A 19,023-nucleotide genomic window follows, 5' to 3' on the forward strand; every position below is an offset into this window, starting at 1 on the left:
TTCAGTCCTCGATCTTCTGCAGTTCAGGCGCGGCGAAACGCGCCTTGAGGCCGGCGGCGAGCGCGTGCAATTTCGAGCCGTTGGAGGCCTTGACCATCACGATGTCGCCCGGGCGCAGGGCCTCGGCCACCTGAGGCTCCAGCGCACCCGCGCTTTCAGCCCAGGCGCCGCGCTTCTCGGACGGAAGCGCGTCGAAAAGATGACGGGAGAGCGGTCCGGCGGCGAAGGTCAGATCGACCTCATTGCGCAGCAGATCGTCCTTCAGCGCCTCGTGAAGCTCCGGCCCGCCCGGCCCCAGCTCCAGCATGTCGCCGAGCACGGCGATGCGGCGGCCCTCGCCCGAAGGCTTCGCCGCGCCCAGAAGGTCGATCGCGGCGCGCATCGAAGCCGGATTGGCGTTGTAGCTTTCGTCGATCAGCACGAAACGGCTTTCGGAATCGTCGCGCTCGAGCTGGAGCGTCTCGCGCGCGCCGCGTCCCTGCGCCGGCGCGACATCGGCCAGCGAGGCCGCGATGGCGGTGAAATCGAGCCCGACGGCCCGGGCGGCCAGCAGCACGGCGAGGGCGTTGATCGCCATGTGGCGGCCCGGCGCGCCGAGCCGGAAAGTCACGTCCTGGCCCAGCACACGCGCCGACACGCGCGAAAAAGTCTCTTCGGCGTCGAACCGGGCGAGATGCGCGTCCGCCGCGCTATCCGCGCCGAAAGTCAGGACATAGGCGGCGGGCGAGGCCTTGGCCGCTTCTTCCAGAATGGGGAAGGTCTCGATATCGCGATTGACGATGGCGACGCCGCCCTTGACGAGGCCGGGGAAAATCTCCGCCTTGGCCTGCGCGATCGCCTCGACATTGGCGAAATGTTCAAGATGGACCGGCGCGACATTCGTCACCACGGCGACATGCGGGCGCACCATGTCGACCAGCGCCGTGATCTCGCCGGGATGGTTCATGCCGATCTCGAAGACGGCGTAGCGCGCGTCTTCCGGCAGACGGGCGAGCATCAGCGGCACGCCCCAATGATTATTGTAGGACTTGTCCGAAGCGTGGGTCGGCCCGGCGTCCGAGAGCACCTTGCGCAGGGCCTCCTTGGTCGAGGTCTTGCCGACCGAGCCGGTGACCGCGATGATCCGGGCCTTGCTGCGCTTGCGCGCGGCGCGCCCCAAACCTTCCATCGCCTTCAGAACGTCATGGACGATATAGAGCGTCCCGAGATGTTTCAGCGCGTCGCAATGGGCCTCGTCCACCACCGCCGCCGCCGCGCCGCGCGCGAAGGCCGCGCCGACGTAATCATGGCCGTCGCTGTTGTCGCCCTTGATAGCGAAGAACAGGTCGCCCGGCTGCAAGGTGCGGGTGTCGATGGAAATGCCGCCGACGCCCTCCGGCGGCAGGCCGAGGACGCGGGCGCGCAGGGGGGCGACGAGACCGAGTCCACTCCAAAGGTTGCCGCTCCGCAGAGAATCGCTCATGCCCCCAGCTCCCTGAGCGCGGCGCGCGCTTCGTCATGATCGGAGAAGGGCAGCACCGTCTGGCCGACGAGCTGGCCGGTCTCATGACCCTTGCCCGCGATCAGCAGCAGATCGCCCTCGCCCAGCATCTTGACGCCGGCGCGAATGGCTTCGGCGCGGTCGCCGATCTCGATGGCGCCGGGCGCGGCGGCGAGTATCTGCGCGCGGATCGACGCCGGATCCTCGCTGCGCGGATTGTCGTCGGTGACGAGGACGACATCGGCGCAGCGCGTCGCAATCTCGCCCATGATCGGGCGCTTGCCCGCGTCGCGGTCGCCACCGCAGCCGAACACGACGATCAGCCGCCCCCTGGCGAAAGGCCGCAAGGCGACGAGCGCCTTTTCCAGCGCATCCGGCTTGTGGGCGTAATCGACGAAGACCGGCGCGCCCTTTTTATCGCCGACGCGCTCCAGACGTCCCGGCGCGCCGCGCAGGGATTCGAGCGCCGCAAAGACTTTTTCGGGCGGCGCGCCCGCCGCGAGCGCGAGGCCCGCCGCGACCAGCGCATTTTCCGCCTGGAACAGGCCGGCGAGCGGCAGGTTCACCGCAATGTCCCTGCCCTCAAATTCCAGATCGAGCCGCAGTGAATAACCCTCCGCGCGGGAGTTCTTCAGCCGCAGCGCCTCGCTCTGCGCGCCGACGGTGAACAACTTGAGGCCACGGGCGCGGCAAGCTTCAATGACGCGGGCGGAAAAATCGCCATCGGCGGCGATCACCGCCGTCTGCCCCGGCTGGAGCAGATCGTTGAACAGGCGCAGCTTGGCCGCGAGATAATCGTCGAGATCGGAATGATAATCGAGATGGTCGCGCGAGAGATTGGTGAAGCCGCCCGCCGTCAGGCGCACGCCGTCCAGGCGGCGCTGGTCGAGGCCATGCGAAGACGCCTCCATCGCGAGATGGGTGACGCCCTCGCCCGCCAGAGCGTCGAGGGTCTTGTGCAAGGTCACGGGGTCCGGCGTCGTCAGCGAACCATAGACGGCGCCCGAGGGCTTGACCACGCCGATGGTGCCGAGCGAGGCGGCGGCCAGCCCGCAAAAGGCGAAAATCTGCCGGGTGAAATCCGCGACCGAGGTCTTGCCCGAGGTGCCGGTGACGGCGACGACGGTTTCCGGCTGGCGCGGATAAAGCGCGGCGGCGGCGAGCGACAGGCTCTTGCGCACGTCGCGCACCTGCACAAAGGGGGCGCCCGCCAGTTCGCCTTGCGGCGGTGTCTCGCCGACGATGGCGACGGCGCCGGCGGCGAGGGCCTGCGGCGCGAAGCGCATCCCGTCGGCCCTGGCTCCGGCGATAGCGAAAAACAGCGCGCCCGGCGCGACCGCGCGGCTGTCGGCGGTCACGCCCGAAACATCGAGCGCGGCGAGCGCCGCGGGCGCTTCGGGCACAAGCGCGTCGAGCCGCATCAATGATCTCCGGCGCTGGGGCGGGCGGGCGTGTTGGCGAAGCCATAGCCGAGCTTCGCCAGCAGCGGGAACGGCTGGGTCGGCAGGTCGAGGCGCGGCTCCAGCCCGAGCAGCGGGATGACGCGCTCGATGAGACGGCCAGTGATATATCCGGAATTATAGGCCGCCGTGGCGTAATGGCCGTCCTGGGCGAGGCCCTGCGGCTCATCCATCACGGTCATCAGCAGATAGCGCGGCTTGTCGGACGGCACGAGCGCCATGAAGGTCGTGAACAGCTTGGTCTTGCTGTAATGGCCGCCGATCACTTTTTCCGCCGTGCCGGTCTTGCCGCCGACGAAATAGCCCGGAACATTGGCCTTCTTGGCGGTGCCGATTTCGGCGTTGAGACGCATGATGTAGCGCAGCGCCTCGCTGGTTTCAGGGCGGATCACGCGCGGCGCGCTCTCCTTGTCGAAATCCGCCGGGCGCTTCAGGAAGGTCGGCGTGATGAGATAGCCGCCATTGACGAGGGCGGCCACAGCCATCATCGCCTGCAGCGGCGCGACCGCCAGACCATGGCCGAAGGCGATGGTCATGGTCGAGACCTCGCTCCAGTTGCGCGGCACGATCGGCTCGGCGCTTTCCGCCAGTTCGGTGCGCATGCGGTCCGTCTGGCCCATCTTGTGCAGAAAGGCCTTATGGCCGTTCACGCCAACCATCAGCGCCATGCGCGCCGTGCCGACATTCGAGGAATAGGTGAAGACCTCGGGCACCGAAAGGGCGCGGTTTTCGGGATGGTAATCGTGAATGAAGCTGTGCCCGGCGCGCAGGGCGCCGCGCGCGTCGATCCGCGAATTGAGATTGACCTTGCCCGAGTCGAGCGCCATGGCGATGGTCAGCGCCTTGAAGGTCGAGCCCATTTCATAGACGCCGACCGTCAGGCGGTTGATGTTGTTGGGCTTGAGCGCGTCCGTGGGATTGTTGGGGTCATAGTCCGGCAGCGAGGCCTCCGCGATGACTTCGCCGGTGTTCACTTCGATGATCGCGGCGGCGGCGGCCTTGGCCTGGAAACGCTCCATGCCGTGAACCAGTTCGTCGCGCAGCGCATGGGTGGCGCGCATGTCGAGCGACAGCGCGATCGGCTTCAGATTTTCTGGCGCGAGGTTGAAGCCGGCGTCGTGCAGATCGGACAGGCCCTGCCCGTCGAGATATTTCTCGATGCCCGCGATGCCGTTATTGTCGGAATTGGTGAAGCCGAGCACGTGGGCGCCGAGCGGGCCGTTGGGATAGACGCGCTTGTTCTCGGGCACGAAGCCCACGCCCGGCAGGCCGAGTCGGAAAATTTCCTGCTGCTGCTGCGGAGTCACGCCGCGCTTGATCCAGATGAAGCCCTTGCGCGAGCCGAGCTTGGCGCGCAATTCGCTGGCGTTGACGTCAGGCAGCACCGCCGTGATCAGCTCCGTCGCCTCGTCCTTGTCGATGATGTTGCGCGGCTCGGCGAAGACCGACATGACCTTGATGTCGGTCGCCAGCACTTCGCCATTGCGGTCGACCAGTTCCGGCCGCGCGGCGGAGATCGCCTCCGACGCTTCGCGCCGGATCGAATGCTGCTCGGGCTTGGCGCCGAAATAGGCGAGACGGCCGACGAAGACCAGAAAGAGCGCGCCAAAGGCGACGGCGGTGATGCGGATCCGGCTGCTGCTTTTCGACGGATGGGTCGAGAAGATGTCGCGCAGGGTCTTTTTCAGTTCGAACGGGCGGCGCGGCTTCTTCGGCGCGGGAGCCGGCGCAGGCGCGGGCGGGATCCCAGCCGCCGCCGGCTGCGCGTATTCGGGCGTCATTGGCTCCGCCGGATGCATTTCAGGCGCCGGTTCGGGAGCGGAATAGATTTGCGCGGAAGCGGCGTTCATGGCTCACCTTCCCGGCTTGGCGCCGGCGACGGCCGCCGGCCTTGACGCGCCGGGCCTGGTCGCGGACGGTTTGGCGGAGGGCGTCGCGGAGGGCGCGGCGGCGCCGGGCGTATTGGTCGGCTCGGAGAGGCCGAGATCCTGAAGTTTCGCGCCGATCTCGTCGCCGCGCGACGCCTTGTCCGGCAGGCTGGCGAGCGTCGCGATCTGCGACAATTGCATCACCTGTCCGCCGAGATATTGATCGGCCAGGACCTCGACGCGCACGGGGTTGGCGACCTGAGCCCATTCGGCGCGGACCGTGGCGAGGGAGTTGGTTTCCGACGCCAGCTTGCGTTTCAGCTCGGCCATTTTCTCGGCCTGATAGAGCGTCGCATATTTGATCGAATAGGCGTAAACGGCCGAGCCGACCAGCACGATGATCGCGAGGACGTTGAGGATGCGCAACATGTCAGCGGCCCTCCTTGTGCGGCGTGGGCGGCGCGTCCGTGCGCTCGGCCCAGCGTAGTTTCGCGGAGCGGGCGCGCGGGTTGCGCGCGCATTCGGCGTGAGACGGGGCGACCGGCTGCCCGGCCTTCAGGATGAATGTCGGCGTTGGCGGCGGCGTCTCTCCCGGCAGCAGCCGCGAAGCCGCGCGCCCGCGCCCGGAGCGCGATGCGAAGAATTGCTTCACAATGCGGTCTTCGAGCGAATGGAATGTGACCACCGCGAGATGGCCGCCCGGCCGAAGCAGACGCTCGGCCGCTTCCAGCGCTCGGGTCAATTCGTCCAGCTCTTCATTGACGGCGATTCGCAGCGCTTGAAAGGAGCGGGTCGCCGGATGAATGTCCTGCGGCTTGCCTGGATTGGCGCGGGCGATAATCTGCGCCAGCGCCGCCGTGGTCGTGATCGGCCCCCTGGCGCGCTCGGCGACGATGGCGCGGGCGATCCGGCGCGAGGCGCGTTCCTCGCCATAGAGATAGAGCAGATTGGCGAGAGGCTCCGCCTCCAGCTCGTTGACGAGATCGGCGGCGCTACGGCCCGCCTTTTCCATGCGCATGTCGAGCGGGCCGTCGAAACGGAAGGAAAAGCCGCGTTCCGGCTGGTCGAGCTGCATGGAAGACACGCCGATGTCGAGCACAATTCCGTCGAAAGGGCCGCAGTCTCCCTCGGAGGTAAAGCCCCGTTCGCGCGCCGCAGTCTCCATCAGGGAAAATCGGGTCTGGGCCAGAACCAGCCGTCCGTCGCTCCCGGCGACCAGCTCCGCGCCGGCCGCGATGGCGCTCGGATCGCGGTCGAGCGCCAGAACGCGTCCGCCCTTCGCCAGAATGAGGCGCGTGTAGCCGCCGGCCCCAAAGGTGCCGTCGAGATAAAGGCCGCCGGGGGCGACGGCGAGCGCGGCGAGCGCCTCCTCCGCCATCACGGGCAGATGGGGCGAATCGGCCTTCGGGTCGGGCTGTCTTCCAGTCATATGCAGCCTCGCGCAAACAGGGTGGCCGCTGGCGCGGAAGAGATAAGGGTCAAAATCTCGGCCTGGCTGATGATTTTTCGGCGCAATCGGCGCATTTCGACGCGCGCCGCCGGTCGCGCCCACGCGATGGCCAAGGCTCCGGCCTCCGCCGAACGGCGCCGGCGAAGCGCCGCTTGGGGTGTGATTTCGGCTAACATGCGGCATCTGGGGCGTCAACGCGGAAGCAATGGCCTTCGGGAAAATGCATTGCCGTTCATTAAAGCATCGTTAGCGTTAAGAACTTGTTGACGCTGCGGCGATCGCCGCCGGGCGGCGCCCGCCATGCGGGCCGAAATCCCCGCCAAGCCCACCAAAATCCAAGCCCACCGAAATCAAGGTAAAGAGCCAGTCGGCCTGTAAGCCGGGTTCTGTATGGCGCCTTGCGGCGCGCGATGGCCATTCATCTGGGACGGCCGTTGCCGGCCGTCTCGTGCAACCAACCCGGACGACGCCCCGGAGAGGGTGGACAAGATCGGTGGACCTCGCCCTGTCGTCCCTATTCGGTTTTGCTCCCGGCGGGGCTTGCCATGCCGCTGACGTTGCCGCCCGCGCGGTGCGCTCTTACCGCACCCTTTCACCCTTACCTCCGGAAGAGAAATTCCCTTGGCGGAGGCGGTTTACTTTCTGTGGCGCTTTCCCTGGGGTCGCCCCCGCCGGACGTTATCCGGCGCCGTTTCTCCGTGGAGCCCGGACTTTCCTCTATCCCGAAGGACAGCGGCCATCCAGCCGACTGGCCGCTCTCGCATAACAGCAGGGGGCCGCGCGTCAAGCCTTTTCGACAATCCCTACGGCCAGACACGGCCCGGACAGGCTTCGGGGGATAGAGTATTTTTGCCCTTGAACGGCCAAGCCGACCTGATATTGGTGCTTCGCGCCTGTTCCGAACGACGTTGGCGCTGGAAAGCCGTGCGCCGTTCTGGCCCGCAGTCTGAGCATTAGGGTCCGGAAGCCAGCGCTCCGGGCGGATCGGAGGATTTTCGATGAAGAAGACCATTCTGGCGACGGTCGCGTTCGCGGCTTGCCTCGGCCTTTCCGGCTGTTATACGCCGCAAGATCGGGCGATCGGCGGCGCGGCTCTTGGCGGCGCAACCGGCGCGGCCATTGGCGGCCTTGCTTCGGGCACCGCCGGCGGCGCGGTCGCCGGCGGCATCTTGGGCGCCGCCGCGGGCGGCATCATCGGCGCGAACACTGCGCCGCCTCCGCCGCGCCGCCGCTGCGCCGAATTCGAGGTCGATCCCTACGGCGGCCGTCATTGCGTGGCGTGGTATTAATCCCACCCGAGCAATTTGCCTTCAAGGCGGCCCGTGCGGGCCGCCTTTTCGATTCCGACGCCCCTGATTCAGAGCCTCATGCGCCCCGACAGCCCGCTCGCCACCCATTGCCAGCCCTCGCCCAATCACGGCGAGCGCCTGCGCGGCCCCACCGACGCGCTCATCCTGCATTATACCGGCGTTGCGACCGGCGAGGCGGCCCTCGACCTGCTATGCAGCCCCGAGGCGCAGGTTTCCTGCCATTATCTGGTCTGGGAGGACGGGCGCATCTGGCAGCTCGCGCCGGAATCGCGGCGCGCCTGGCATGCCGGCATGAGCTACTGGGCCGGCGAGACCGACCTGAATTCGCGCTCGATTGGCGTCGAGATCGTTCATCCCGGCCATATTGGCGGCTCGCCGCCCTATCCGGAGGCGCAGGTCGCCGCCGTCATCGCCTTGTGCCAGGACATTTCGCGGCGGCTGAAGATCAGGCCGGAACGCATTCTCGCCCATTCCGACATTGCGCCGGCGCGCAAGAAAGACCCCGGCGAGTTTTTTCCCTGGCCCCGGCTGCATGAGGCGGGCGTCGGCCATTGGGTCGCGCCGGCGCCGATCCGGCCCGGCCCGGCCTATGAGCCGGGCGCGATTGGGCCGCCCGTCGGCGCCTTGCAGAAAATGCTCGCCGCCTATGGCTATGACGCGCCGGCGAGCGGAGTTTACGACGACGCCACGCGCGCCGCCGTCGCCGCTTTCCAGCGCCATTTTCGCCCGGAACGCGTCGACGGAATCGCTGATCTTTCGACGCTGCAGACCCTCAAGGCCCTGCTCGACGCCCTGCCTGCGGCAATCTGACGCTCAGACAGCGTCCAGCTTGCCCAGCGCTTCGGCGACCAGATAGTAGAACGCCGCCCGCGATTTGTGATTATTGCCCTTCATTTTCTCCACGACCGTCTTGATCGCGGCGTCGATGGCGGCGTCGTCGGTCACGCCCAGCTTCTTCTTGGCCCAGTTGTTGTGCACGGTCTTCAATTCATCCGGGTCCGACGAGGCGACCAGCGCCGAATCGGGATTGCGCAAAGCAATGCTCAAATATTTCAAAAGGGAATCTACCTTGGCCTGATCGGCGTTGGGGGCGTATTTCTTCACTTCGGCAGCGTGGTCCATTTTTTCCTCCCGCACGGGTCCCGATGACCTCGACGCCATCCGGTCCAACGGCGCCGTCCCAGCAAACCGCAGCAGCGCGGGGCGCGCAAGCGCCTTTTTGGGCGCCGGACGCAACGCCCGCAGCAGGACTCAGCGCAGATCCCATTGGCAGATTTTGCCGCCATTGCGCCGCGGTTCGAGATCGACGTGAACATGGCTTTCGTGCGCGGCGTCGGCACCCGGACCCAGCACCGTCGAAAAGCGGGCGCAGGCGGAGTCGCGCAGGCTTTTTGCCGCCGTCAGGTCATTGGACCGGCTCGCCAGCGTGAAGACATGGCCATCGGCGAAGACGATCGTCGTGACGTCCATGGCGTCGCCGCGCGCATGTTCGGACAGGTGACCGCCCGGCTCCCGGTTGCGCGCGCGGCATTCATAGCCGCCGACGCCGGAGATGCGAGCGACGCGACTCTTGCCATCCTCGATGGCGGGGATCACATCCTGCGCGATCCAGCGCGACGCTTCCGCCGCGAGGTCGCAACGCAGGACAGGATGCGGCTCGATATCGACGCGGCGCTTGTCGGCGAGGATCACCGCCTCCAGCGAAACCGGCGCCGAAACGCCGCAGCCGTTCTGGTCCGAGATCGGCGCGATCCGTGTCGCGGCGACCGTCCCGCCCGCCAGCAGCGCGTCGCAAGCCGCAGGATCTTCCGGCCGCTCATTCAGCGGCGGAGACGCCGCGATTGGCGGCTCAGCCGGCGGAGAACCGGCCTGCGGCGGCGGCAGGTCTTGCGGACGCGACGGCGGAAACGCCGGAGCCGGAGAAGCCTCGGAAGATGGCGGCTGCAATTCGTCCGGACGGGGCGGCGGCAAGGGCGTCTCGACCACTGGCGACGGCATGTCGTCCGGACGGGGCGGCGGCGTGGGAATTTCCGCCGTCGCAGAAGCGGCAAGCATCAGCGCGGAGGCGCCGGTCCAGACGCGTCGTTTGACCCTTGCGCGCATATTTTCTCCCGTCGAAGCCGAGACCTGCGCTCCGCGCCCCCAACAAAACGATTCCTGCGGCGGATCGGTTTCAGACCGCGCATCGAATTGCGCGCTTAGCGAGTCGGACTTGCCGGCATCCGTCAGTATGCCTATAAAATAAGCATTCCGATTCATGATCAGTTCGATCAGCAAGCCGCCGAGGAAAATATGGCGCAAGGCAAACGCCAATGGGCGCCGGCGCTCGCGGGCGCTACGGCGCTTGATAGAGCCTTCGCCGGTTTGGGCGCGCTGCTCGGGATTGGGCTCACGGGCTACATTTCCAGCCGGGCGATTCCAGAAGCCGGCATGATGCCCTTGATCGTCGCGCCGGTGGGCGCCTCGTCGGTGCTGCTGTTCGCGGTGCCGTCCAGTCCTCTGGCGCAACCCTGGTCGATCGTTGGCGGCAATGTCCTTTCCGGGCTGGTCGGGGTCGCCGTCGGCCAATCCGTCGGCGATCCGATTTTGGCGACCGGCGTCGCGGTCGGCCTCGCCATCCTGGTGATGTCGCTGACCCGCTGCCTGCATCCGCCCGGCGGCGCCGTGGCCCTGATGACCGTGATGGCGACGCATCAGAGCCATGGCGCGAACTTTTTCTATGCTTTCAATCCGGTCGGCGCCAACTCGCTCATTCTGGTCGGCCTTGGCTGGATTTTCCATCGGTTCACCCGACACTCCTATCCGCATGTCGCAGCGGCGCCGTCACGCCGTTTGCACGGGACGCAGGATGAGCCGCCCCAGACGCGCGGCGGCGTTCGCGCCGAAGATGTCGATGCGGTTCTGGCGGATTTGCACGAAGCCTTCGACATCGACCGCGATGATCTTGAACGACTGGTGCAGCAGGTGGAATTGCGCGTCTTCCAGCGTGTGACAGGGCCGCTCGCCTGCGGCGATATCATGTCGAAGGATGTGATCAGCATCGACCTCGACGCGACGACCGCAGAGGCGCGCAAACTCATGCGGGAGCGACGCCTGCGCCGTCTGCCCGTGATCGATCGGTTCGGCGTGCTGGCGGGGATGGTGACGGCGAACGACCTGATCGGCGACGACGTCTTTGTCTCCGCCGTCGCCAAGCCGGCGCTGGTCGCCAAGGCGGATCGCCCCGCCTTGAATTTTGTCGCGCAACTGTCTGACGGACGTGCGCATGAATTCGTGGTGGTGGACGACGGGCGCCGTGTCATTGGCCTGCTCACCCAGACCGATCTGCTCGTCGCCCTGGCGAGACAGGCGGCCGGGTGACGGCGCTTCGGGCGAGGCATGACGGGGGCGCTTGTCGCGCCCCCGGCCGTCAGGCGCCCATGGGCGTATAGTTCAGCACCGGGGCAAGCCAGCGCTCAACCTCCGCCACGCTCATGTTTTTGCGCGCGGCATAGTCTTCGACCTGATCCCGTTCGACCTTGGCCACGCCGAAGTAATGCGCCAGCGGATTGGCGAGATAGAGACCGCTGACCGAGGAGCCCGGCAGCATGGCGCAGCTCTCGGTCAGCGAAACGCCGATGCGCCGCGACGCCGCGAGCAGATCGAAAATGGTCTGCTTCTCGGTATGGTCGGGCTGGGCCGGATAGCCCGGCGCCGGGCGGATGCCGCGATAATCTTCCGCAATCCGCGACTCCGCGCTCAAGGCCTCGTCCGGCGCATAGGCCCAGAACTCCTTGCGCACGCGCTCATGCAGATATTCGGCGAAGGCTTCGGCGATGCGGTCGGCCAGGGCCTTGACCATGATCGAGCCGTAATCATCGTTGGCGCGGGCGAGCTTGTCGGCGATCTTGCCCTCCTCCGGACCGGCGGTCACGACAAAGGCGCCGACATAATCCGCCTTGCCGCTCTCCTGCGGCGCGACGAAATCGGCCAGAGCGACATTGGCCTTGCCGTCGTGGCGGGCGAGCTGCTGGCGCAGGGTGTGCAGCGTCGCCAGCTTCTCCTGCCGCGACTCGCCGGTGTAGAGCGCGATATCGTCGCCGATGGCGTTGGCCGGCCAGAAGCCCAGCACCGCCTTCGGATTGAACCAGCGTTCATCGACGATGCGCTTGAGCATTTTCTGCGCATCTTCGAACAGCTGTCGCGCGACTTCGCCCTGCTTCTCGTCGTCAAGAATCTTCGGGAAGCGCCCCTTCAATTCCCAGGTCTGGAAGAAAGGCGTCCAGTCGATATAGGGGATCAGCTCCGCCACATCGAGCGAGGACAGGATGCGGATTCCGGTGAAGTTCGGCTTGGGCGGCGCATAGGCTTCCCAGTCGATCTTGAACGCATTGGCGCGCGCGCGGGCCAGCGGCACGCGCCGTTTCTCGCTTTCCGCCTTGGCGTGCGCCTCGGCGACGCGCTGATATTCGGCGCGCAAATCCTGCTGGTATTTGTCCTTCTCCGCCCCGAGCAGCGATTGCGCCACGCCGACCGCGCGGCTGGCGTCCGTGACATAGACCGCCTGGCCCTTCACATAATTGGGCGCGATCTTCACCGCCGTATGAACGCGGCTGGTGGTGGCGCCGCCGATCAGCAGCGGAACGTTGAAGCCCTCGCGCTGCATCTCGGACGCCAGAAAAGCCATCTCGTCGAGCGAGGGCGTGATGAGGCCGGAGAGGCCGATGATATCGACTTGTCTCGCTTTCGCCTCGTCGAGAATACGCTGCGCCGGAACCATCACGCCGAGATCGACGATCTCGAAATTATTGCAGGCGAGCACGACGCCGACGATGTTCTTGCCAATGTCGTGCACGTCGCCCTTGACCGTGGCGAGCAGGATCTTTCCGGCGTTCTTGCGCTCGTCGCCCTCGGCCTTGCCGGCCTCGATAAAGGGCAGCAGATAGGCCACCGCCGCCTTCATCACGCGCGCCGATTTCACCACCTGCGGCAGGAACATCTTGCCTGCGCCGAACAAGTCGCCGACCTTGTTCATACCGGCCATCAGCGGGCCTTCAATGACGTCGAGCGCGCGGGTCGAACGGCTTCGCGCCTCCTCGACGTCAGCCTCGATGAAATCGGTCACGCCATTGACGAGCGCATATTCGAGCCGCGCCTCGACGCCCGCCTCGCGCCAGGCGGCGTCCTTCTCGCGAATCTCTCCCGCCTTGCCGCGATATTGCTCGGCGAGCGTGAGCAGCCGCTCGGTGGCGTCGGGACGGCGGTCGAGCACCACATCCTCGCAGGCCTCGCGCAATTCCGGGTCGATCTTCTCATAGACCGCGAGCTGGCCGGCGTTGACGATCCCCATATCCATGCCAACGGCGATGGCGTGATAGAGGAACACGCTGTGCATCGCCTCGCGCACCGGCTCATTGCCGCGGAACGAGAAGGAGAGATTGCTCACCCCGCCGGAGACATGGGCGTGCGGCAGTTTTTCGCGGATTTCGCGCGCCGCCTCGATGAAATCGACGCCGTAATGATTGTGCTCCTCTATGCCCGTCGCGACCGCGAAGACATTGGGGTCGAAGATGAGGTCCTCGGGCGGGAAGCCGACTTTCTCGGTCAGGATCTTGTAGGCCCGCGCGCAGATTTCGACCTTGCGGGCGAAGGTGTCCGCCTGGCCTTTTTCATCGAAGGCCATGACTACGGCGGCAGCGCCGTGGCGGCGCACGATCTTCGCTTGTTCGATGAATTTTTCCTCGCCCTCCTTCATCGAGATCGAGTTCACGGCGGCCTTGCCTTGCAGGCATTTCAGGCCCGCTTCGATCACCTCGAATTTCGAGGAATCGACCATGACCGGGACGCGCGCGATATCCGGCTCGGCGGCGACGAGATTGAGGAACTCGACCATGACCTTCTGCGAATCCAGCAGGCCCTCGTCCATGTTGACGTCGATGATCTGCGCGCCATTGGCGACCTGGTCGCGCGCGATGTCGAGCGCGGCGGCGTAATCGCCGGCCTGAATGAGCTTGCGGAATTTCGCCGAGCCAGTGACATTGGCGCGCTCGCCGATATTCACGAAATTGAGGTCCCGCGTCAGCGTGAAAGGCTCAAGGCCGGAAAGCCGCAACAGCGGCTCGATGACGGGGATCGGGCGCGGCTTTACGCCCACGACGCGCTTGGCGATGGCGTGGATATGGGCCGGCGTGGTGCCGCAGCAGCCGCCGACGACATTGACCAATCCCGAATCCGCAAATTCGCCGACGAGATCGGCCATGGCCTCCGGGCTCTCGTCATAGAGGCCGAATTCATTGGGCAGTCCGGCGTTGGGATAGGCGCAGACGAACGCATCGGCAATGCGCGAAAGCTCCGCGATATGGGCGCGCATTTCGCGCGCGCCGAGCGCGCAATTGAGGCCGATGGAAAAGGGTTTTGCGTGGCGCAGCGAATGCCAGAACGCAGCGGGAGTCTGGCCCGAGAGCGTGCGGCCTGAGAGGTCCGTGATGGTGCCGGAAACCATCACAGGCAGCGTGACCCCCGTTTCCTCGAAGGCCTCGTCGATGCCGAACAGCGCCGCCTTGGCGTTGAGCGTATCGAAGATGGTTTCGAGCAGGAGAATATCCGCTCCGCCCTCGATCAACCCGCTCGCCGTTTCCTTGTAAGCCACGCGCAGTTCGTCGAAGGTCACGGCGCGAAAGCCCGGATTGGAGACGTCCGGCGAGATCGAGGCGGTGCGGTTGGTCGGCCCCAGCGCGCCCGCGACGAATCGCGTCTTGCCGTCGCGCTTCTCGGCCTCGATCGCCGCTTCGACCGCCAGCCGCGCGCCTGCGACATTCAGCTCGCGCGCCAGCGATTCCATGCCGTAATCGGCCTGGGCGATGGTCGTGCATGAGAAGGTGTTGGTCTCGACAATATCCGCGCCCGCCTGAAAATAGGCGAGATGGATTTCACGAATGGCGTCGGGCTGGGTCAGGATCAGCAGATCATTGTTGCCGCGAAGGTCGCGCGGCCAATCGGCGAAACGGTCGCCGCGAAAATCGGCTTCGGAAAATTTGCGCTGCTGGATCATCGTGCCCATGGCGCCGTCGAGCACGAGAATTCTTTCGCGCGCCGCTTCCGTCAAGGCTTGAAGAGCCGTCTTGCCGCCGAAGCGATTTTTCGTGGTCATCTGTTCATCCTCTTGAATACCGACGCAAGTTTCCCGCGAGCTTTTCCTTCTCCCCTTGTGGGAGAAGGAGCCGTAGCTAGGTCGCCGCTTCCGCCGGCGCCGCGCGCACGCCGAGCAGATGACAAACCGCATAGACGAGATCGGCGCGGTTCATCGTATAGAAATGGAACTGCTCGACGCCGCGATCCAGCAGGTCGAACACCTGTTCCGCCGCCACCGCCGCCGCGATCAGGCGCCGCGTCGGCAAATCATTGTCGAGCCCCTCGAAGCGCTCGCCCAGCCAGTCCGGCACGCTCGCCCCCGCGCGCCTGGCGAAATTCGCCGTTTGCTTGAAATTTTGCACCGCCGTTACGCCCGGCACGATCGGAATTGTGATCCCGGCCGCGCGCACGCGGTCAAGAAAGCGGAAATAGAGGTCATTGTCGAAGAAGAATTGCGTGATCGCGCGGGTCGCGCCGGCGTCGATCTTGCGCTTCAGCACGTCGATGTCCTGCTCGAAGCTCGCGCTCTCGGGATGTTTTTCGGGATAGGCCGAGACCGAGATTTCGAAATCGCCGATGGCGCGCAGGCCAGCCACGAGATCGGTCGAATGGGCGTAGCCGCCTGCCGTCGGCGCATAGGCGCCGCCAAGCCCGCCCTGCGGGTCGCCGCGCAAGGCGACAATATGGCGCACGCCGACGTCCCAATAGGCGCGGGCGACCTCGTCGACCTCCTCGCGCGTCGCGCCGACGCAGGTGAGATGGGCCGCGGGCTTGATATCCGTTTCGCGCAGGATTCGCGCGACGGTGGAATGGGTGCGCTCGCGGGTGGAGCCGCCGGCGCCATAGGTCACGGAGATGAACTTCGGCCCCAGCGGGGCGAGGCGCGAGATCGCCTCCCACAGCGCCGTCTCCATTTCCGGCGTCTTGGGCGGGAAGAATTCGAACGACACGTCGATCGGCCGGTGATTGCGGCGGCTGAGCCTCTGCTCCTGCATCATGAAACTCTCAGTGGGCGGCTTGATGAATCGCTTGGCGCGGATCGCGCGCCAGCCAGAGGGAAACGGTGAGCTTGTCCTCGCCAGCGGAATCGCCCGGCGCGAGGTCGCGATGCGACAGGGGCTCCAGCCCCGCCTGCCGCAAGTGGTCCGCGACCTCTTCCGCGGAGAAGCCGAGGCGGCGGTGTTGATGTTTTTCGCGCAGCATCTCGCAGTGATGCGGCGCGAAATCGACCACGATCAGCCTTCCGCCCGGCGCCAGAGCGCGGGCGGCCTCGCGCAGGGCGCGGGCGGGATTGTCGAGATAATGCAAGACCTGATGCACGACGGCGAGATCGACAGATCCCGGCTCCACCGGCAGCGCGTATATGTCGCCCTGCCGCAATTGCACATTGCGCAGCCCGGCCTGTTCGACGCGCGCCCGCGCCACGCCGAGCATGGCGGCGGAAAGATCGACGCCGAGCGCGCTCTCGGCCTGTGGCGCAAGCAATTCCAGCATGCGCCCCGCGCCGCAGCCAATGTCCAGCAGCCGCCGCCAGCGCCCCGCGCCGCAGCCAATGTCCAGCAGCCGCCGCCAGCGCGGCGCGCCGTCCAGAGCGGCGGCGAGAATCGCGGCCTCGACCTCGGCCTCCGGCGCGTGCAGACGCCGGGTCTCGTCCCAAACCGGCGCGTGTTCGGCGAAATATTTCTGCGCCTGCGCGGCGCGGGCCGCGCGCACTTCGGCGAGGCGCGCGCGATCCGCTGCGAGCACCTTGTCATTGAGGTCCAGCCGCGCCAGAATCGCCCGCGCCAGCGCGGCGGAGGCGCCCTTTTCCGGCGCAAGGAAGAAGGCCCAGGCGCCCTCGCGGCGTCGCTCGACCAGACCGGCCTCTAACAGAAGTTTGAGATGCCGCGACACGCGCGGCTGCGATTGGCCCAAAATCGTCACCAATTCGCTGACCGCAAGCTCGGCTTCCGCTAAAAGCACATAGAGGCGCAGGCGCGATTCCTCGCCTATGGCGGCGAGGCTGGCCAGTGCGTCGTGCAGGGTTGCTGGCTGATCGGTCATTTATGGTCCAGAAGGATATAAACATATCTTTATACGTCATCCCTGCCCGACGCAATCCTTCATTGCCAAATGACGCGCCCACGTAAAGATTGATCCTGAAACAAAAGTCATGACCGAGCCGCACGCCAATCTTCTCGCCCTGATCCTCGCCGGAGGCCTCGGCCGTCGCATGGAGGGGCGCGCCAAGCCGCTGCTGCCGCTGGGCGGCCGCCGCCTGATCGACCGCGTGGCCGACGCCGCGCGGGCGCAAGGCGGCGCGATCGCGCTCAATCTCCATGATTTGGACGTTGAGACGCAGGCGCCTTTCGCGGATTTGAACCTGCCCGTCGCCCCGGACGCCGCGCCCGGACGGCTCGGTCCGCTCGCGGGCGTTCTCGGCGGCCTCGATTTCGCCGCTACTCATGCGCCGGGCGTTGAATTCCTGCTCACCCTGCCCTGCGACTGCCCGTTCCTGCCGGACGATCTCGCCTCCCGCCTGCTCGAAGCCACGCGAAAAAGAACGCGCTCGGGCCTTGCCTGCGCGGCCTCCGGCGGGCGCGTCCATCCGGTGATCGCGCTCTGGCCGCTAAGCTTGCGCGACGATTTGCGCCACGCCCTGCTGGAAAAAGACATGCGCGGCGTGGGCCAGTTCCAGCGCGATTATGATATGACGGTCGTCGAATGGCCGGCGACCGGGCGCGATCCTTTCTTCAACGTGAACACGCTGGAAGACCTCGCCCAAGCCGAGGAAATGTTGAGGCGAAGCCCTTGAAGACGCTCGACCTGCGCGGATTGAAATGCCCCCTGCCCGTTCTGAAAACGCGCAGGCGCCTCTCCGCCCTCGCCCCGGGCGAGACGATCGAGGTCGCCTGCACCGACCCCTTGAGCGCGATCGACCTGCCCAATCTGGTGCGCGAGACCGGCGACCTTCTCGAAAGCCAGGCGCGGGCGGATGGGGCGCTGGTCTTCGTCATCCGGAAGGCTGGCGCATGAGCGCGCGCGCCGCGTTGGCGGCCATGATCTACCGCGAGGGCGAATCGGTGGACCCGCTTTTCGCGGCCCTGCGCGACATCATTTCCGCGCAAGGCTTTCGCGTCGGCGGCCTGCTGCAGGAACCCTGCGGGGACTCGATCTTCGTGACGGAACTTGGCAGCGGCCGGCGCATCAATCTCACGCAGGATCTCGGCGCCTGCTCGGAAGGCTGCCGGCTCGACACCGGCGCCCTTGTCGAGGCCGCCGGCCTGCTGGCGCAAAGCCTCGCCTCGCCGCCCGACCTGCTGTTGCTCGCCCGTTTCGGACGCGTCGAAATCGAGGGCGGCGGCCTGATTGCGGAAATCGGCGAGGCGGCGAGCCTCGGCGTTCCCACCCTGATCGGCGTCGGCGCCATGCGCGAACCGGGCTGGCGCGCCTTCGCTGGCGATCTTGGCGAAACCCTGCCCTGCACGCTCGAGGCCGCGCTCGAATGGTGGGCCGCCGTCGCGCCTAAATCCTGACGCCGGCCGGGCTCAGAGCTTGCCACCCGCCGTCTTCTGATCGAAGGAATGGGAAAGGGTCGCCGCGATCTGCTCGGCCAGGCAGCGATAGCCGCGATCGTTCATGTGCAGATTGTCCGGCCCGATGAAATCCTCGCGCCCGGTGGCCTCGCCCAATTGCCGCATCGCCTCGTAGCGGGAAACCAGCGTGACGCCTTCCTCGCGCGCGATCCGCGCGGTGACCTCGCGGATCGCGCCATAATTGGGATTGGCCGCGAGCTTGCGCGACCATTGCATGCCAACCAGCAGCACATCGGCTTCGCTGTGTTTCAGGAAGCGCAGCGCCGCGCGCAGCGTCGCCTCATATTCGCGCGGCGGCACGCCCGAAACCCCGTCATTGGTGCCGACCTGCCAGACCACAAGATCGGGGCCGAGACGCGGAACCTCGCCCCGGATGCGTTCGACGGTCTGCGCGGCCTTCTCGCCGCCAATGCCGAGATTGACGACCTCGACCGATTCCGACGGCAAGGCGTTTTCAAGCATGTCGCGCAATTGCGAGGGATAATTCGCGGCCGGCGAACTGGCCCCCACGCCTTCGGTCGAGGACGAGCCGATGGCGACGATCCGCACGCGGCCCTCCTCGCGGACCGCCTTGGAAAAATTCGGAAAGGCGCTGATTTTCGTCGGCAGGCTGGCGGCGCCGCGGCAAACGTCCTCGCTCACGACCTGAAACCGGCGCGCGGAATTCTTGCCCGGAAAGACCAGCGGCAGCGCCAATCCCAAGCTCAGCGAAGCAGCAAGTACGACAAACGGCTTGCGCATCCAGAACGTCTCTCCCAGCGGAAGACTTT

Annotated in this window: 17 protein-coding genes and 1 other RNA gene; 6 read left to right on the forward strand and 12 right to left on the reverse strand. The window is 66.3% G+C overall.

Annotation, left to right across the window (positions count from 1 at the left end; genetic code table 11):
- Position 1: 1 nt before the first annotated feature.
- From QM467_RS08980 to rnpB, 6 genes are all read right to left on the reverse strand, one after another.
- Positions 2 to 1,462, reverse strand: coding sequence for a UDP-N-acetylmuramoylalanyl-D-glutamyl-2,6-diaminopimelate--D-alanyl-D-alanine ligase (locus tag QM467_RS08980; protein WP_283365968.1), 1,461 nt, complete (start codon positions 1,460 to 1,462; stop codon positions 2 to 4).
- The gene (locus QM467_RS08985; RefSeq protein ID WP_283365969.1) at positions 1,459 to 2,901 is read right to left on the reverse strand and encodes a UDP-N-acetylmuramoyl-L-alanyl-D-glutamate--2,6-diaminopimelate ligase; all 1,443 of its coding nucleotides are present in this window, start codon (positions 2,899 to 2,901) and stop codon (positions 1,459 to 1,461) included. The genes QM467_RS08980 and QM467_RS08985 overlap by 4 nt, the downstream gene beginning before the upstream one ends.
- Positions 2,901 to 4,790 carry a peptidoglycan D,D-transpeptidase FtsI family protein gene (locus tag QM467_RS08990; RefSeq protein ID WP_283365970.1) on the reverse strand — a complete coding sequence of 630 codons (1,890 nt, stop codon included), beginning with the start codon at positions 4,788 to 4,790 and terminating at the stop codon, positions 2,901 to 2,903. Before QM467_RS08990 ends, QM467_RS08985 begins: the two co-directional genes overlap by 1 nt.
- A 3-nt stretch (positions 4,791 to 4,793) precedes the next feature.
- Entirely contained in the window at positions 4,794 to 5,237 is a 444-nt protein-coding gene (gene ftsL, locus QM467_RS08995) for a cell division protein FtsL (RefSeq protein WP_283365971.1), read from the reverse strand.
- A gap of 1 nt (position 5,238) precedes the next feature.
- The gene (gene rsmH, locus QM467_RS09000) at positions 5,239 to 6,237 is read right to left on the reverse strand and encodes a 16S rRNA (cytosine(1402)-N(4))-methyltransferase RsmH (protein WP_283365972.1); all 999 of its coding nucleotides are present in this window, start codon (positions 6,235 to 6,237) and stop codon (positions 5,239 to 5,241) included.
- A 380-nt stretch (positions 6,238 to 6,617) separates the two neighbouring features.
- Positions 6,618 to 7,010, reverse strand: an RNA gene (gene rnpB, locus QM467_RS09005) — RNase P RNA component class A.
- 246 nt (positions 7,011 to 7,256) lie between these two features.
- On the opposite strand from rnpB, the gene QM467_RS09010 reads away from it, so the two are divergent.
- A complete protein-coding gene (locus QM467_RS09010) occupies positions 7,257 to 7,547 on the forward strand; it encodes a hypothetical protein (protein ID WP_283365973.1) in 291 nt (96 codons plus the stop codon).
- Between the two features lie 78 nt (positions 7,548 to 7,625).
- The gene (locus QM467_RS09015) at positions 7,626 to 8,378 is read left to right on the forward strand and encodes an N-acetylmuramoyl-L-alanine amidase (protein WP_283365974.1); all 753 of its coding nucleotides are present in this window, start codon (positions 7,626 to 7,628) and stop codon (positions 8,376 to 8,378) included.
- 3 nt (positions 8,379 to 8,381) lie between these two features.
- Here the strand turns inward: QM467_RS09015 and QM467_RS09020 are convergent, their stop codons facing one another.
- Together QM467_RS09020 and QM467_RS09025 are read right to left on the reverse strand one after the other, a co-directional pair.
- Complete coding sequence (locus tag QM467_RS09020) at positions 8,382 to 8,690, reverse strand: DUF2853 family protein (protein ID WP_283365975.1); 309 nt, start codon at positions 8,688 to 8,690, stop codon at positions 8,382 to 8,384.
- Between the two features lie 129 nt (positions 8,691 to 8,819).
- Complete coding sequence (locus QM467_RS09025) at positions 8,820 to 9,671, reverse strand: extensin-like domain-containing protein (RefSeq protein ID WP_283365976.1); 852 nt, start codon at positions 9,669 to 9,671, stop codon at positions 8,820 to 8,822.
- Between the two features lie 189 nt (positions 9,672 to 9,860).
- On the opposite strand from QM467_RS09025, the gene QM467_RS09030 reads away from it, so the two are divergent.
- Entirely contained in the window at positions 9,861 to 10,928 is a 1,068-nt protein-coding gene (locus QM467_RS09030; protein ID WP_283365977.1) for an HPP family protein, read from the forward strand.
- Positions 10,929 to 10,977: 49 nt separating this feature from the next.
- Here the strand turns inward: QM467_RS09030 and metH are convergent, their stop codons facing one another.
- From metH to QM467_RS09045, 3 genes are all read right to left on the reverse strand, one after another.
- Positions 10,978 to 14,697, reverse strand: coding sequence for a methionine synthase (gene metH, locus QM467_RS09035; RefSeq protein ID WP_283365978.1), 3,720 nt, complete (start codon positions 14,695 to 14,697; stop codon positions 10,978 to 10,980).
- 76 nt (positions 14,698 to 14,773) lie between these two features.
- A complete protein-coding gene (metF, locus tag QM467_RS09040) occupies positions 14,774 to 15,676 on the reverse strand; it encodes a methylenetetrahydrofolate reductase [NAD(P)H] (RefSeq protein WP_283365979.1) in 903 nt (300 codons plus the stop codon).
- 7 nt (positions 15,677 to 15,683) lie between these two features.
- Positions 15,684 to 16,721: an ArsR/SmtB family transcription factor gene (locus QM467_RS09045; RefSeq protein WP_283365980.1), complete on the reverse strand. Its 1,038-nt coding sequence runs from the start codon at positions 16,719 to 16,721 to the stop codon at positions 15,684 to 15,686.
- Positions 16,722 to 16,830: 109 nt separating this feature from the next.
- On the opposite strand from QM467_RS09045, the gene mobA reads away from it, so the two are divergent.
- The 3 genes from mobA to QM467_RS09060 are packed head-to-tail and all read left to right on the forward strand — an operon-like array spanning position 16,831 to position 18,193.
- Positions 16,831 to 17,472, forward strand: a complete 642-nt coding sequence (gene mobA, locus QM467_RS09050; RefSeq protein ID WP_283365981.1) for a molybdenum cofactor guanylyltransferase MobA — start codon at positions 16,831 to 16,833, stop codon at positions 17,470 to 17,472.
- Positions 17,469 to 17,693 carry a sulfurtransferase TusA family protein gene (locus QM467_RS09055; protein ID WP_283365982.1) on the forward strand — a complete coding sequence of 75 codons (225 nt, stop codon included), beginning with the start codon at positions 17,469 to 17,471 and terminating at the stop codon, positions 17,691 to 17,693. Before mobA ends, QM467_RS09055 begins: the two co-directional genes overlap by 4 nt.
- Positions 17,690 to 18,193 (forward strand): DUF2478 domain-containing protein, encoded by a 504-nt coding sequence (locus tag QM467_RS09060; protein ID WP_283365983.1) that lies wholly within the window; start codon positions 17,690 to 17,692, stop codon positions 18,191 to 18,193. Before QM467_RS09055 ends, QM467_RS09060 begins: the two co-directional genes overlap by 4 nt.
- 12 nt (positions 18,194 to 18,205) lie before the next feature.
- On the opposite strand, the gene QM467_RS09065 is transcribed toward QM467_RS09060, so the two are convergent.
- Entirely contained in the window at positions 18,206 to 18,994 is a 789-nt protein-coding gene (locus QM467_RS09065; protein ID WP_283365984.1) for an SGNH/GDSL hydrolase family protein, read from the reverse strand.
- Between the last annotated feature and the right edge of the window lie 29 nt (positions 18,995 to 19,023).

It is taken from the genome of Rhodoblastus sp. 17X3 (assembly GCF_030056575.1).
Classification (GTDB): domain Bacteria; phylum Pseudomonadota; class Alphaproteobacteria; order Rhizobiales; family Beijerinckiaceae; genus Rhodoblastus.

Coding starts and splice junctions, on each gene's coding strand:
- rsmH (WP_283365972.1), bottom strand. CDS start 6,237: ATGACTGGAAGACAGCCCGACCCGAAGGCCGATTCGCCCCATCTGCCC.
- metF (WP_283365979.1), bottom strand. CDS start 15,676: ATGATGCAGGAGCAGAGGCTCAGCCGCCGCAATCACCGGCCGATCGAC.
- QM467_RS09025 (WP_283365976.1), bottom strand. CDS start 9,671: ATGCGCGCAAGGGTCAAACGACGCGTCTGGACCGGCGCCTCCGCGCTG.
- ftsL (WP_283365971.1), bottom strand. CDS start 5,237: ATGTTGCGCATCCTCAACGTCCTCGCGATCATCGTGCTGGTCGGCTCG.
- QM467_RS08990 (WP_283365970.1), bottom strand. CDS start 4,790: ATGAACGCCGCTTCCGCGCAAATCTATTCCGCTCCCGAACCGGCGCCT.
- QM467_RS09065 (WP_283365984.1), bottom strand. CDS start 18,994: ATGCGCAAGCCGTTTGTCGTACTTGCTGCTTCGCTGAGCTTGGGATTG.
- mobA (WP_283365981.1), top strand. CDS start 16,831: ATGACCGAGCCGCACGCCAATCTTCTCGCCCTGATCCTCGCCGGAGGC.
- QM467_RS08985 (WP_283365969.1), bottom strand. CDS start 2,901: ATGCGGCTCGACGCGCTTGTGCCCGAAGCGCCCGCGGCGCTCGCCGCG.
- QM467_RS09015 (WP_283365974.1), top strand. CDS start 7,626: ATGCGCCCCGACAGCCCGCTCGCCACCCATTGCCAGCCCTCGCCCAAT.
- QM467_RS09030 (WP_283365977.1), top strand. CDS start 9,861: ATGGCGCAAGGCAAACGCCAATGGGCGCCGGCGCTCGCGGGCGCTACG.
- QM467_RS08980 (WP_283365968.1), bottom strand. CDS start 1,462: ATGAGCGATTCTCTGCGGAGCGGCAACCTTTGGAGTGGACTCGGTCTC.
- QM467_RS09045 (WP_283365980.1), bottom strand. CDS start 16,721: ATGACCGATCAGCCAGCAACCCTGCACGACGCACTGGCCAGCCTCGCC.
- QM467_RS09020 (WP_283365975.1), bottom strand. CDS start 8,690: ATGGACCACGCTGCCGAAGTGAAGAAATACGCCCCCAACGCCGATCAG.
- metH (WP_283365978.1), bottom strand. CDS start 14,697: ATGACCACGAAAAATCGCTTCGGCGGCAAGACGGCTCTTCAAGCCTTG.
- QM467_RS09060 (WP_283365983.1), top strand. CDS start 17,690: ATGAGCGCGCGCGCCGCGTTGGCGGCCATGATCTACCGCGAGGGCGAA.
- QM467_RS09010 (WP_283365973.1), top strand. CDS start 7,257: ATGAAGAAGACCATTCTGGCGACGGTCGCGTTCGCGGCTTGCCTCGGC.